Annotated in this window: 10 protein-coding genes; all 10 read left to right on the forward strand. The window is 73.2% G+C overall.

All coding sequences use genetic code 11. The features are described 5' to 3' along the window. Nucleotides 1-32: 32 nt before the first annotated feature. The 10 genes from carA (at nucleotide 33) to ACFVSL_RS11260 (ending at nucleotide 13,492) form a co-directional block, all read left to right on the forward strand. Complete coding sequence (gene carA, locus ACFVSL_RS11215; protein ID WP_386941138.1) at nucleotides 33-1,169, forward strand: glutamine-hydrolyzing carbamoyl-phosphate synthase small subunit; 1,137 nt, start codon at nucleotides 33-35, stop codon at nucleotides 1,167-1,169. Beyond that, nucleotides 1,169-4,459, forward strand: a complete 3,291-nt coding sequence (carB, locus tag ACFVSL_RS11220) for a carbamoyl-phosphate synthase large subunit (RefSeq protein ID WP_386941035.1) — start codon at nucleotides 1,169-1,171, stop codon at nucleotides 4,457-4,459. The genes carA and carB overlap by 1 nt, the downstream gene beginning before the upstream one ends. Continuing rightward, nucleotides 4,456-5,337 carry an orotidine-5'-phosphate decarboxylase gene (gene pyrF, locus ACFVSL_RS11225; RefSeq protein ID WP_386941036.1) on the forward strand — a complete coding sequence of 294 codons (882 nt, stop codon included), beginning with the start codon at nucleotides 4,456-4,458 and terminating at the stop codon, nucleotides 5,335-5,337. The genes carB and pyrF overlap by 4 nt, the downstream gene beginning before the upstream one ends. Next, the gene (gene gmk, locus ACFVSL_RS11230; protein ID WP_386941037.1) at nucleotides 5,330-6,250 is read left to right on the forward strand and encodes a guanylate kinase; all 921 of its coding nucleotides are present in this window, start codon (nucleotides 5,330-5,332) and stop codon (nucleotides 6,248-6,250) included. The genes pyrF and gmk overlap by 8 nt, the downstream gene beginning before the upstream one ends. A gap of 75 nt (nucleotides 6,251-6,325) precedes the next feature. After that, a complete protein-coding gene (gene rpoZ / locus ACFVSL_RS11235; protein ID WP_376945441.1) occupies nucleotides 6,326-6,583 on the forward strand; it encodes a DNA-directed RNA polymerase subunit omega in 258 nt (85 codons plus the stop codon). A gap of 13 nt (nucleotides 6,584-6,596) precedes the next feature. Next, nucleotides 6,597-7,850, forward strand: coding sequence for a bifunctional phosphopantothenoylcysteine decarboxylase/phosphopantothenate--cysteine ligase CoaBC (gene coaBC, locus ACFVSL_RS11240; RefSeq protein WP_386941038.1), 1,254 nt, complete (start codon nucleotides 6,597-6,599; stop codon nucleotides 7,848-7,850). Beyond that, nucleotides 7,847-9,040, forward strand: a complete 1,194-nt coding sequence (metK, locus tag ACFVSL_RS11245) for a methionine adenosyltransferase (RefSeq protein ID WP_386941039.1) — start codon at nucleotides 7,847-7,849, stop codon at nucleotides 9,038-9,040. The genes coaBC and metK overlap by 4 nt, the downstream gene beginning before the upstream one ends. 1 nt (nucleotide 9,041) lies before the next feature. Next, complete coding sequence (locus ACFVSL_RS11250) at nucleotides 9,042-10,997, forward strand: primosomal protein N' (RefSeq protein WP_386941040.1); 1,956 nt, start codon at nucleotides 9,042-9,044, stop codon at nucleotides 10,995-10,997. A 60-nt stretch (nucleotides 10,998-11,057) separates the two neighbouring features. Beyond that, nucleotides 11,058-11,981, forward strand: coding sequence for a methionyl-tRNA formyltransferase (gene fmt / locus ACFVSL_RS11255; protein ID WP_386941139.1), 924 nt, complete (start codon nucleotides 11,058-11,060; stop codon nucleotides 11,979-11,981). A 143-nt stretch (nucleotides 11,982-12,124) separates the two neighbouring features. Beyond that, nucleotides 12,125-13,492 carry an RsmB/NOP family class I SAM-dependent RNA methyltransferase gene (locus ACFVSL_RS11260; RefSeq protein ID WP_386941140.1) on the forward strand — a complete coding sequence of 456 codons (1,368 nt, stop codon included), beginning with the start codon at nucleotides 12,125-12,127 and terminating at the stop codon, nucleotides 13,490-13,492. Nucleotides 13,493-13,498: the final 6 nt, after the last annotated feature.

The raw sequence follows: 13,498 nt of genomic DNA on the forward strand, positions 1-13,498 counted from the left end.
CGACCGCCTTCGGCCGCACCGGCGAGCCCGCCGTGCTCGTGCTGGAGGACGGCACGCGCTACGAGGGGCGCGCCTACGGCGCCCGCGGTCGCACGGTCGGCGAGGCCGTCTTCGCGACCGGCATGACCGGCTACCAGGAGACCCTCACCGACCCGTCGTACGCCGGCCAGATCGTCATGATGACGGCGCCGCACATCGGCAACACCGGCATGAACGACGCCGACGAGGAGTCGAACCGCATCTGGGTCGCCGGCTTCATCGTGCGCGACCCCTCCCGCGTGGTCTCGAACTTCCGCGCACAGCGCAGCCTCGACGACGACCTCGTCGCCTCGGGCGTCGTCGGCATCTCGGGCATCGACACCCGTGCCCTCACCCGCCACCTCCGCTCTGCGGGCTCCATGCGGGCCGGCATCTTCTCGGGCGACGACGCCGCGCTCAGCGCGGGCGAGCAGCTCGCCGTCGTGCAGTCGGGAGCGCAGATGGCCGGGCAGAACCTGTCGGGCGCCGTCTCGACGGCCGAGCCCTACTCGCTGCCCGCGACGGGCGAGCGGGTCGGCTCCGTCGCCGTGCTCGACCTCGGGGTGAAGACCTCGACGCTGAACTACCTCGCCGAGCGCGGCTTCGACGTGCACGTGCTCCCGCAGACGACGACCGCTGAGGAGGTGCTCGCGCTGCACCCCGACGCGCTGTTCTTCTCGAACGGACCCGGCGACCCCGCGGCATCCGACCAGCACGTCGAGATCCTCCGCACGGCGCTCCGCGCCGGCGTGCCGTACTTCGGCATCTGCTTCGGCAACCAGCTGCTCGGTCGCGCCCTCGGCTTCGGCACCTACAAGCTGCCGTTCGGCCACCGCGGCATCAACCAGCCGGTGCTCGACCGCGCGACCGGCCGCGTCGAGATCACCGCGCACAACCACGGCTTCGCGGTCGACGCGCCGACCGACCGGGTCAGCGAGTCGAGCGAGGGCTTCGGCCGCGTCGAGGTCAGCCACGTCGGCCTCAACGACAACGTCGTCGAGGGACTGAACTGCCTCGACATCCCCGCGTTCAGCGTGCAGTACCACCCCGAGTCGGCGGCCGGCCCGCACGACGCCAACTACCTCTTCGACCGGTTCCGCGACATGGTCATCGCGACGAAGTCCACCCCGACCCAGGAGGCCGGCAACTAATGCCCAAGCGCGACGACATCAACTCCGTCCTCGTCATCGGCTCCGGGCCGATCGTCATCGGCCAGGCGGCCGAGTTCGACTACTCGGGCACCCAGGCCTGCCGGGTGCTCCGCGCCGAGGGCGTGCGCGTCATCCTCGTGAACCCGAACCCGGCCACGATCATGACCGACCCCGACTTCGCTGACGCGACCTACATCGAGCCGATCACGCCCGAGATCATCGAGAAGATCATCGAGAAGGAGCGCCCCGACGCGGTGCTGCCGACCCTCGGCGGCCAGACCGCGCTCAACGCGGCCATCGCGCTCGAGGAGGCCGGCATCCTCGCCAAGCACGGCGTGGAGCTCATCGGCGCGAAGGTCGACGCGATCCGCAAGGGCGAGGACCGCCAGCTCTTCAAGGAGCTCGTCGTCGGGTGCGGCGCCGACGTCGCCCGCTCGCACATCGCCCACACGATGGATGAGGTGCTGGCCGCGGCCGAGGACCTCGGCTACCCGCTCGTCGTGCGCCCCTCGTTCACGATGGGCGGCCTGGGTTCGGGCTTCGCCTACGACGAGGCCGAGCTCCGCCGCATCGCAGGTGCCGGCCTGCACGACTCGCCGACCACCGAGGTCCTCCTCGAGGAGTCCATCCTCGGCTGGAAGGAGTACGAGCTCGAGCTCATGCGCGACACGCACGACAACACCGTCGTCGTGTGCTCGATCGAGAACGTCGACCCCGTCGGCGTGCACACGGGCGACTCGATCACCGTCGCGCCCGCGCTGACGCTGACCGACCGCGAGTACCAGAAGCTCCGCGACATCGGCATCGACATCATCCGCGCCGTCGGCGTCGACACCGGCGGCTGCAACATCCAGTTCGCGATCGACCCGGCCGACGGCCGCATCATCGTCATCGAGATGAACCCGCGCGTCTCCCGCTCCTCGGCCCTCGCCTCGAAGGCCACGGGCTTCCCGATCGCGAAGATCGCCGCGAAGCTCGCCATCGGCTACCGCCTCGACGAGATCCCGAACGACATCACCCGGGTGACGCCGGCGAGCTTCGAGCCGACGCTCGACTACGTCGTCGTCAAGGTGCCGCGGTTCGCGTTCGAGAAGTTCCCGGCCGCCGACCCGACCCTCACGACGACCATGAAGTCGGTCGGCGAGGCGATGGCGATCGGCCGCAACTACGCGACGGCGCTGCAGAAGGCGCTGCGCTCGCTCGAGAAGCGCGGATCCTCGTTCCACTGGGGCGAGGAGGCGCGCACCGTCGAGGAGCTCCTCGAGCAGGCGAAGGTGCCGACCGACGGTCGGATCGTGCTCGTGCAGCAGGCGCTCCGCAAGGGCGCGACGATCGAGCAGGCCTTCGAGTCGACGAAGATCGACCCGTGGTTCCTCGACCAGATCGTGCTGATCAACGAGGTCGCCGCGCACGTCGCCGCGGCCGAGGCCCTCGACCACGACACCCTGCTGCTCGCCAAGGACCACGGCTTCTCCGACGCGCAGATCGCCGAGCTCCGCGGCTTCGGCAGCGAGGCCGACGCCCGCGAGGTGCGTCACATCCTCGGCATCCGCCCGGTGTACAAGACCGTCGACACCTGCGCGGGGGAGTTCCCCGCCCTCACGCCGTACCACTACTCGAGCTACGACCAGGAGACCGAGGTCGCCCCGAGCGACCGCCGCAAGGTCGTCATCCTCGGCTCGGGACCGAACCGCATCGGCCAGGGCGTCGAGTTCGACTACTCGTGCGTGCACGCGTCGTTCGCGCTCTCGGCCGCCGGGTTCGAGACGATCATGATCAACTGCAACCCCGAGACGGTCTCGACCGACTACGACACGAGCGACCGACTCTACTTCGAGCCGCTCACCCTCGAGGACGTCCTCGAGGTGATCCACGCCGAGTCCCAGTCGGGCGAGCTCGTGGGCGTCGTCGTGCAGCTCGGCGGCCAGACCGCGCTCGGGCTCGCGAAGGGCCTCGAGGCGGCGGGCGTGCCGATCCTCGGCACCACGCCCGAGGCGATCGACCTCGCCGAGGAGCGCGGGCTCTTCGCCGGCATCCTCGAGAACGCGGGACTCCTGGCGCCGCGCAACGGCACCGCGATCGACCTCGCCGGCGCCGTGCAGGTCGCCGAGGGCATCGGATACCCGGTGCTAGTGCGCCCGAGCTACGTGCTCGGCGGCCGCGGCATGGAGATCATCTACGACACCGCCTCGCTCGCCGACTACTTCGCGCGCATCGAGGGCCAGGGCATCGTCGGCCCGAGCCACCCGCTGCTGGTCGACCGCTTCCTCGACGACGCGATCGAGATCGACGTCGACGCCCTCTACGACGGCACCGACCTCTACATCGGCGGCGTCATGGAGCACATCGAGGAGGCCGGCGTCCACTCGGGCGACTCGAGCTGCACCCTCCCGCCCGTGACGCTCGGCCGCGCCGAGGTCGACCGCGTGCGCGAGGCCACGCGCGCCATCGCCGAGGGCATCGGCGTCCGCGGCCTCCTCAACGTGCAGTTCGCGATCGGGGCCGGCGTGCTCTACGTGCTCGAGGCGAACCCGCGCGCCAGCCGCACGGTGCCCTTCGTCTCGAAGGCGCTCGGCATCCCGCTCGCGAAGGCCGCCAGCCGCATCATGGTGGGCGCGACCGTCGCCGAGCTCGTCGCCGAGGGCCTGCTGCCCGCCGCCGACGGCTCGCGCGTGCCGCTCGACGCGCCCGTCGCGGTGAAGGAGGCCGTGCTGCCGTTCCACCGCTTCCGCACCCGCGAGGGCATCATGGTCGACTCCGTGCTCGGCCCCGAGATGCGCTCGACCGGCGAGGTCATGGGCATCGACCGCGACTTCCCGCGGGCGTTCGCGAAGAGCCAGCTCGCCGCGTACGGCGGCATGCCCGAGACCGGCACCGTGTTCGTCTCGGTCTCCGACCGCGACAAGCGCGCGATCATCCTCCCGGTGCTGCGCCTGCAGCAGCTCGGCTACGAGATCACGGCGACCGAGGGCACCGCCGAGGTGCTGCGCCGCAACGGCATCGGCGCCCGCGAGGTGACGAAGTTCAGCGAGAAGCCGAACGACGACGCGACGTCGGTGGTCGAGCTCATCAACCGCGGCGAGGTCGACATCGTGGTGAACACGCCGAGCGGTCGCTCGGCGCGCGCCGACGGCTACGAGATCCGCGCCGCAGCGGTCGCCGCCGACATCCCGCTGTTCACGACGATCGCCGAGCTGTCGGCCGCCGTCGCGTCGCTCGACGTGAACGGCGACGGCTTCGAGGTCACGAGCCTGCAGGACTACCAGGCCAAGCGGGAGGTGTCGGCGTGAGCGACGAACCCCTGCCGTTCGGCGAACGGCTCGAGGCCGTCTTCGCCGCGTACGGCCGGCTCTGCGTCGGGATCGACCCGCACGCGTCGCTGCTCGCGTCGTGGGGCTACGACGACTCCGCCGCCGGTGTCCGCGAGTTCGGCCTGCGCACGGTCGACGCGGCGGCAGGCCGCGCCGGCATCGTCAAGCCGCAGGTGGCGTTCTTCGAGCGGCACGGGGCCGCCGGCTATGCGGCGCTCGAGCGCGTGCTCGCCGAGGCCCGCGACGCCGGCCTCCTCGTGATCGCCGACGCGAAGCGCGGCGACATCGGCTCGAGCGTCGACGCCTACGGCGAGGCGTGGCTGCGGCCGGGCTCCTCGCTCGAGGCCGACGCCATGACGATCAGCGCCTACCAGGGGCTCGGCTCCATCGAGCAGGTCATGGTGGCGGCCGAGCGCGCGGGCAAGGGGCTCTTCGTGCTCGCGGCGACCTCGAACCCCGAGGCGGCCGCCGTGCAGCGCGCCGTGCTGCAGCAGTCGAGCCGCGCGGGCTCCACGGTCGCCGGTGCGATCACCGCGGGCGTCGTCGCGTGGAACCAGGGTCGGGCGGATGCCTCCACGCGCTCCCTGGGCTCCGTCGGCGTCGTCATCGGTGCGACCGTCGACCTCCGCGCGGCGGGCCTCGACCGCGACGGCGAGGCGCCCCGCCCAGGTCTGCCGGTGCTCGCGCCGGGCTTCGGCCACCAGGGCGGCGAGCTCCGCGAGCTCCGGTCGATCTACGGCGCGTACAGCTCGGGCGTCATCGTGAGCGAGTCGCGGTCGCTGCTCGCCGCAGGACCCGACGGCCTCGCCGACGCCGTCGCCCGTCGCGTCGACGAGGTCGGGAGCGTCGATGTCTGACCCCCGCCCCGCCGCATCGACCCCGCCCGACGTCGACCGCGTCGCCGCGTCGCGTGCCGCCGTCGCCGCGCGGCGCGCACGAGCGAGCGTGAAGGCAGAGGTGGCCTCCGGCCGTCGCAGCCCGCTCGACGTGCTGCGGGTCGCGTTCGAGGAGCCCGAGGGCGTCGAGGGTCGCCTGCGCGTCACCGAGTTCCTCACCTCGATCCCCGCCATCGGCGCGACGAAGTCGACCCGCATCATGCAGGATCTCGAGATCTCGACCTCGAAGCGCCTCGGCGGCCTCGGGCGACTGCAGCGCCGGCGCCTCCGCGAGTTCATCGCCGAGTGGGTCGCCGCGCACGGCGGCACGGGCGATCGGCTCGTCGTGCTCGCCGGTCCGACGGCCGTCGGCAAGGGCACGGTCGCGAACCACATCCGCCAGCACCACCCCGACGTCAAGCTGTCGGTCTCGGCGACGACGCGCGCACCGCGACCCGGCGAGGTCGAGGGCGAGAGCTACTTCTTCGTCGACGACGCCGAGTTCGACCGCATGATCGAGGCGGGCGAGCTGCTCGAGTGGGCGACCGTCCACAACGCCTCCCGCTACGGCACGCCGCGCGGTCCCGTCGAGGACGCGATCGCCGCGGGCCAGAGCGTGCTGCTCGAGATCGACATCCAGGGCGCCCGCTCGGTGCGCCGTGCGATGCCCGACGCGACCCTGGTCTTCCTGCTCCCGCCCACGTGGGACGAACTGGTCCGCCGGCTCGTCGGGCGGGGCACCGAGACGGCCGCCGAGCAGCAGCGCCGGCTCGAGACCGCGAAGGTCGAACTGGCCGCGGTCGACGAGTTCGACCACCAGGTCGTGAACCACGAAGTCGGCGAGGCCGCCCAGAAGGTCGTAGACTTGATGAGACCTCGCAAGGGTCGTCGCTGAGCCGTCGCGGTTCGGGCACCCTCGCCACGAGCTTTCGCGCGCTCGGCGCGCACCCACGAAACAAGGAGTCATTCCATGGCTGAGAAGCTGTCCGGCATCATCGACCCGCCCATCGACGACCTGCTCTCGAAGGTCGACTCGAAGTACCAGCTGGTCATCTTCGCCTCGAAGCGCGCCCGCCAGATCAACGACTACTACGCCGACCTGCACGAGGGCAGCCTGTTCGACAACGTCGGCCCGCTCGTCGACTCGTCGATCGACGACAAGCCGCTGTCGGTGGCCATGCACGAGATCAACGAGGACAAGCTCCGGCTCCGCCCGCTGGGCGAGTGACCCCGGGGGCCGCGTGACCCTCAACATCGTCGTCGGCATCACCGGCGGCATCGCGGCGTACAAGGCCGTCGGCGTCGTCCGAGCCCTCGTCCTCGCCGGGCACGACGTGCACGTCATCCCCACCGAGGGGGCGCTGCGCTTCGTCGGCAGGCCGACCCTCGAGGCGATCTCGCGCAACCCGGTGCACACCGAGCTGTACGAGGGCGTCGCCGAGGTCCGCCACGTCGCGATGGGCCAGGCCGCCGACCTCATCGTCATCGCCCCGGCGACGGCGAACACGATCGCGAAGCTCGCGGCCGGCCTCGCCGACGACCTGCTCGGCAACAGCGTCCTTGCGAGCGAGGCGCCCGTCGTCATCGCCCCCGCGATGCACACCGAGATGTGGCGGCACCCGGCGACGCAGTCGAACATCGCGACGCTCGAGGGCCGCGGCGTCACCGTCGTCGGTCCCGCCGTCGGCCAGCTGACCGGCGCCGACAGTGGCCCCGGTCGCATGGAGGAGCCCGACGTCATCGTCGCGGCCGCACTCGCGGTCGCGGCATCCGCCGAGTCGGCGAGCCGCGATCTCGCGGGTCGCCGCATCGTCGTGACCGCCGGCGGCACGCGCGAGCCGCTCGACCCCGTGCGCTTCCTCGGCAACCGCTCGAGCGGCAAGCAGGGCGTCGCGATCGCCGAGGCCGCCCGTGCCCGCGGCGCCGACGTCACCCTCGTCGCCGCGAACCTCGAGATCGCCGATCCCGCGGGCTGCGACCTCCATCGCGTGTCGAGCGCGCTCGAGCTGCAGGCGGCCGTCACCGAGGCCGCCCGCGGCGCCGACGCGGTCATCATGGCGGCCGCCGTCGCCGACTACCGGCCCGCGAACATCAGCGAGCAGAAGATCAAGAAGGACGGCTCGGGCGACGGACTGACGATCGAGCTCGTCCGCAACCCAGACATCCTCGCCGGCCTCGGGCACGCGCCCCACGACGGCACCCTGCTCGTCGGCTTCGCCGCAGAGACCGAGCCCGACGACGGTCGCCTGCTCGAACTCGGGCGGGCCAAGCGCCGCGCCAAGGGCGCCGATGTGCTCGTCGTGAACCGGGTCGGCTGGAACGAGGGCTTCGCGAGCGACGAGAACTCCGTCGTCATTCTCGGCAGCGACGACGAGATCGTCACACGACTTCACGGAACGAAGCGGTCGGTGGCCGGTGCCATCCTCGACGTGGTTGTCTCGAAGTTCGCGCACACCACTGAAGACCGCACCACGAAAGAAGCCGACCCCGCATGAGCGCCCTCCGCCTCTTCACCTCCGAGTCCGTGACCGAAGGCCACCCCGACAAGATCTGCGACCAGATCTCGGACTCGATCCTCGACGCGCTGCTCGCGGTCGACCCGAACAGCCGGGTCGCCGTCGAGACCCTCGTGACGACCGGACTCGTCCACGTCGCCGGCGAGGTCACGACCTCGGGCTACGTCGAGATCCCCGCGATCGTCCGCGAGCGCGTCACCTCGATCGGCTACGACTCCTCCGACGTGTGGTTCGACGGCCGCTCGTGCGGCGTCTCGGTGTCGATCGGCGGCCAGTCGCCCGACATCGCCCAGGGCGTCGACCACGCGTTCGAGGCGCGCGAGCGCGCGAGCGACGACGAGCTCGACCGCCAGGGCGCGGGCGACCAGGGCATCATGTTCGGCTACGCCACGCGTGAGACGCCCGAACTGATGCCCGTGCCCATCTGGCTCGCGCACCGCCTCGCCGAGCGCCTCGCGCACGTGCGCAAGGCCGGCGAGCTCGACTACCTGCGCCCCGACGGCAAGACCCAGGTCACCGTCGGCTACGACGGGCAGACGCCGAAGACGATCGAGACGGTCGTGCTCTCGACCCAGCACTCGCCTGCGGTCTCGAACGAGCAGCTCCGCGCCGAGGTCGAAGAGCTCGTCATCCGCCCGGTGCTCGACACGGTCGAGCTCGCACGCCCCGAGCTGTCGGTGCTGATCAACCCGACCGGTCGCTTCGAGATCGGCGGCCCCCAGGGCGACGCGGGCCTCACGGGCCGCAAGATCATCATCGACACCTACGGCGGGGCGAGCCGTCACGGCGGCGGGGCGTTCAGCGGCAAGGACCCGTCGAAGGTCGACCGTTCGGCCGCGTACGCGATGCGCTGGGTCGCGAAGAACGCCGTCGCGGCGGGCCTCGCCGACCGGCTCGAGCTGCAGGTCGCCTACGCCATCGGCAAGGCCTCTCCGGTCGGGCTCTACGTCGAGACGTTCGGCACGGGCACGCTGCCCGACGACCAGATCATCGGCGCGATCCGCGAGGTGTTCGATCTCCGCCCCGCGGCGATCATCCGCGACCTCGACCTGCTCCGCCCGATCTACGCGCAGACCGCCGCCTACGGCCACTTCGGCCGCGAGCTGCCCGACTTCACCTGGGAGCGCCTCGACCGCGTCGCCGAGCTCCGCTCCGCCGCCGGGCTCTGAGGTGACGGCCGGCCCGGTCGCCAGGGTGCTCGTCGATTCGCCGTTGCCGCAACTCGACCAGCTCTTCGACTACCGCGTGCCCGAACGGCTCATCGACGAGGCGCGGCCGGGCGTCCGCGTGCGGGTCCCGCTGCGCTCGGGCGGGCGGATCGCCGACGGCTGGCTCGTCGAGCTCGCCGAGTCGAGCGAGTACGAGGGCCGTCTCGCCGAGCTCGACCTCGTGGTCTCCGAGGTGCCCCTGCTCACCCCCGAGGTGTGGGCGCTCGCACGCGCGGTCGCCGATCGGGCGGCCGGCAACGCGAGCGACGTGCTGCGGCTGGCGATCCCGAGCAGGTACGTGCGCGTCGAGCGCGCCTGGCGTGCGGCCGAGCCCGACCCCGGCGAGCTGCCCGGGCCGACCGCCGTCTCGGGGTACGAGGCGGGCGTCGTCGAAGCCGGTATCGCGGGCGGCGAGCGGATGGCCCTCGCCGCCGATCCGCGGCCGATCAAGCTGCCGTCGGGGGAGTGGGTGGGCGCCTGGGCGGTCACCCTCGCCGAGGCGGCCGCCGCCACGCTGGCGGCCGACCGGTCGAGCCTCCTCGTCGTGCCCGACTACCGAGACCAGGAGCAGCTCCAGGCCGCCCTCGCCGCGGTCGTCGATCCGCGGCGGGTCCTCCGCACCGATGCGCGGCAGACGGGCGGCGCCCGGTTCCGGGCGTTCCTCGACGCGCACGGCGACGACGCCCGCATCATCGTCGGCAACCGGTCGACGGTCTACGCGCCGGCAGCGCGGCTCGGACTCATCGCGCTGTGGGACGACGGCGACGCCCTCATGAACGAGCCGCTGAGCCCCGGCGTGCATCCGCGCGACGTCGCGCTGATCCGCCAGGAGCAGTCGGGAGCGGCCCTGCTCCTCCTCGGGCACACCCGCAGCGTCGAGGTCGAGCGACTCGTCGAGATCGGCTGGGTGCGATCGGTCTCGGCGCACCGTCACGCGCGCCCGCGCGTCATCCCGACCGAGCAGCAGGCGGCACCCGAGCCGGGCTCGGCGCGCATCCCGTCGGCAGCGTGGCGCCAGGCGCAGGAGGCGGTCCGGGACGGCCCCGTCCTCGTGCAGGTGGCCCGCCCGGGGCATACGCCGATGCTCTCGTGCGATCGCTGCCGTGAGCCCGCCCGCTGCGCTGCCTGCGGCGGCGTGCTCGCGGTGCCGCGCGCCGGCGGCGCGCCCCGCTGCACCCTCTGCGGCACGAGCGCCGCGAGCTGGCAGTGCCCCGTGTGCGAGTCGACGAAGCTGCGCGCCGTGACGGTCGGCGCGAGCCGTACCGCCGAAGAGCTCGGCCGGGCGTTCCCGCGGGCCAGGGTGATCCTGTCCGACGGGGAGCGGCCCGTCCTGCGTGTGGGGTCCGAGCCCGCGCTCGTCGTCGCGACGCGCGGCGCGGAGCCCGTCGCCGAGGGCGGCTACCGCGCGGTCCTGCTGCTCGACGGCGAGCGGATGCTCCTGCGCGAGTCGCTGCGCGTCGCCGAGGACTGCCTCCGCTGGTGGTCGAACGCGGCGGCGCTCGCGGCGCCGGGAGCCCCGGTCTTCCTCGTGGGGGTCGCCGGAGCGCTCGCCCAGGCGCTCGCAGGCTGGCGCCAGCTCGACTGGGCCGGCACCGAGCTCGCCGCCCGTCGCGCCCTGCGGTTCCCACCGGCGGTGCGCGTCGCGAGCGTCACGGCACCGCACGCGGGGGTCGAGCACGCCATCGCCGCGGCGACGGCGGCGGCGCCCGGGGTCGACGTGCTCGGGCCGACGCCCGCCGACGACGAGCTCGAGCGGGCGATCGTGCGGTTCGACTACGGCGCGGGCGCCGCGGTGGCACGCGCGTTGCGGGCCGAGATGATCCGGGTCGCCACCGAACGGCGGCGCCCGGTCGCCCGCCGGCGACCGCAGCGTCCGCGCGTCCTGCGCGTGCGCTTCGACGACGCCGAGGTGCCCTAGCGCGGGCGACTCGGGGACGGAGCGGACCGAGCCATCCGGAAGAATGATCGGGTGACCTCTCTGCGCCTCGTCTTCGCCGGTACCCCCGCACCCGCCGTGCCGAGCCTCGAACGGCTCGTGGGCGACGGCCGCCACGAGGTGGTCGGCGTCGTGACCCGCCCCGACGCGCCCCTCGGGCGCAAGCGCGTGCTCACCCCGTCGCCGGTCGCCGCTGCGGCGGAGGCGCACGGCCTGCCGGTCGTGAAGGCCGCCCGGCTCGACGCGGAGGCGACCGCCCGCATCGAGGAGCTCCGCCCCGACCTCGGCGTGATCGTGGCCTACGGCGGGCTCGTGCGCGAGCCGCTGCTCTCCCTGCCGCGCCTCGGCTGGATCAACCTGCACTTCTCGGTACTGCCGGCCTGGCGGGGCGCCGCGCCGGTGCAGCACTCGATCATCGCCGACGACGCCGAGCTCGGTGCCTCGGTCTTCCAGCTCGTGCCCGAGCTCGACGCGGGCGACGTCTTCGCGGTTCGCAGCTGGCCGAACGACGCCGGACTGACGGCCGGTGCCGCGCTCGAGCTGCTCGCGGGTCGCGGCGCCGACCTCCTGGCCGAGGTCGTCGACGGACTGGCCGCGAGCACCGCCCGGTCGGTACCGCAGACAGGCGAACCGAGCTTCGCGCCGAAGCTCACGATCGACGACGGTCGGATCGACTGGCGGCTGGGAGCGCGGGAGGTGCTCGCCCGCTACCGGGGCGTCACCCCCGAGCCCGGCGCGTGGACGACGATCGGCGGCGAACGGGTCAAGGTGCTCGAGGCGCGCCCGGCCGAACCCGCCGCCGAGGCGATCGCCCCGGGCGAGCTCCGCCCCGAACGCCGGCGGGTGCTCGTCGGCACCGCCGACGCGCCGATCGAGCTCGTGCGGGTGCAGCCCGCGGGCAAGGGCGCGATGGCCGCGGCCGACTGGGGCCGCGGCCTCGCCGAGGGGCTCCGCACGCTCGAGTAGACGGGGCGGCGACGGCCGCCGCCGAGGGCCGCGATCGCCGCGACGGGCGTGGGCCTCGCGACCCCGCGTACAGTTGACGGGTGCAGCAGCAACGCCCCGCCCGACGCCCCGACCGCGACCGCGACGCCCGGCGACCCCGCCAGGTGCGCGTCTCGCCGCCCCGCATCGTCGCCTACGAGGTGCTCGAGGCGGTCCGCACCGACGAGGCGTACGCGAACCTGCTGCTGCCCAAGCGGATCGAGCGCTCGAAGCTCAGCGAGGCCGACGCGGCGCTCGCGACCGAGCTGACGTACGGCACACTGCGGATGCAGGGCTTCTACGACGCGGTCATCGAGCTCGCGGCGGGCCGCCCGGCCGACCGCATCGACCCGCCGGTGCTCGACCTCCTCCGGCTCGGCGCGCACCAGCTGCTCTCCACCCGCGTGCCGACGCACGCCGCGGTCAACGAGCAGGTCGTGCTCGCGAAGCGCATCGCCCCCGCCGCGAGCGGGTTCGTCAACGGCGTGCTCCGCACGGTCTCCCGGTCGAGCCTCGAATCGTGGCGCGAGGAACTCGCCGCCGAGCTGCCGAACGACGACGCCCGGCTCGCGGTGCTGGCCTCGCACCCCGAGTGGGTCGTCCGGGCGTTCCGCTCGGCGCTCGTCAAGGAGGGGCGCGGCGAGGAGCTCGAGGCGCTCCTCGACGCCGACAACGTCGCACCCCGCGTGAACCTCGCGGTGCTGCCCGGCCTCGGCGACGAGTCGCCCGAGGAGCTCGGCGAGCCGAACCGCTTCTCGCCCATCGGCGCCACCGCGCCGAACCCGATCGCGCTCGTCGCCGCGCACGAGGGGCGCGTCCGCGTGCAGGACGAGGGATCGCAGCTCGCCGCACTGGCACTGTCGCGCGCCGCGGCGGTCGTGCCCGGCGAGCGGTGGCTCGACCTCTGCGCCGGACCGGGAGGAAAGACGGCGGTGCTCGCCGCAGAGGCACTCGCGAACGATGCGACCCTCGTGGCGAACGAACTCGTCCCGGCTCGCGCCGAGCTCGTGCGCCGGGCGATCGCGGGCGTCCCGCTCGAGGTGGAGGTCGCCGTCGGCGACGGCCGGGAGACGGATGCCTCCGCGCTCGGCTCGGCCGCGGGATTCGACCGCATCCTCCTCGACGCGCCCTGCACGGGCCTCGGCGCGCTGCGTCGTCGCCCCGAGGCGCGCTGGCGCAAGCAGCCCGCCGACGTGCCCGAGCTCACGCAGCTCCAGGGCGAGCTCTTCGACCACGCCGTGCGCCTGCTCGCACCGGGCGGCGTGCTCGCGTACGTCACGTGCTCGCCGCACACGGCCGAGACCCACGGCACCCTCGCCGCGGCCCTGCGCCGCTGGGAGGGCGAGCTGGAGCAGCTCGACACGCGAGCCGTCGTGCAGTCGGTGGGGCGCGAACCGCTCGACCTCGCGGGGCCGCCCGAGACGGTGCAGCTCTGGCCGCACCGCCACGGCACCGACGCGATGTTCATCGCCCTCGTGCGTCGCACGGCCTGATCGCGG

The sequence above is a fragment of the Agromyces sp. NPDC058064 genome, from assembly GCF_042885275.1.
Lineage (GTDB): Bacteria > Actinomycetota > Actinomycetes > Actinomycetales > Microbacteriaceae > Agromyces.

Bases quoted from the DNA above. Each gene is read 5' to 3' on its own strand.
- carB (WP_386941035.1), top strand. From the start codon at position 1,169: ATGCCCAAGCGCGACGACATCAACTCCGTCCTCGTCATCGGCTCCGGG.
- gmk (WP_386941037.1), top strand. From the start codon at position 5,330: ATGTCTGACCCCCGCCCCGCCGCATCGACCCCGCCCGACGTCGACCGC.
- rpoZ (WP_376945441.1), top strand. From the start codon at position 6,326: ATGGCTGAGAAGCTGTCCGGCATCATCGACCCGCCCATCGACGACCTG.
- metK (WP_386941039.1), top strand. From the start codon at position 7,847: ATGAGCGCCCTCCGCCTCTTCACCTCCGAGTCCGTGACCGAAGGCCAC.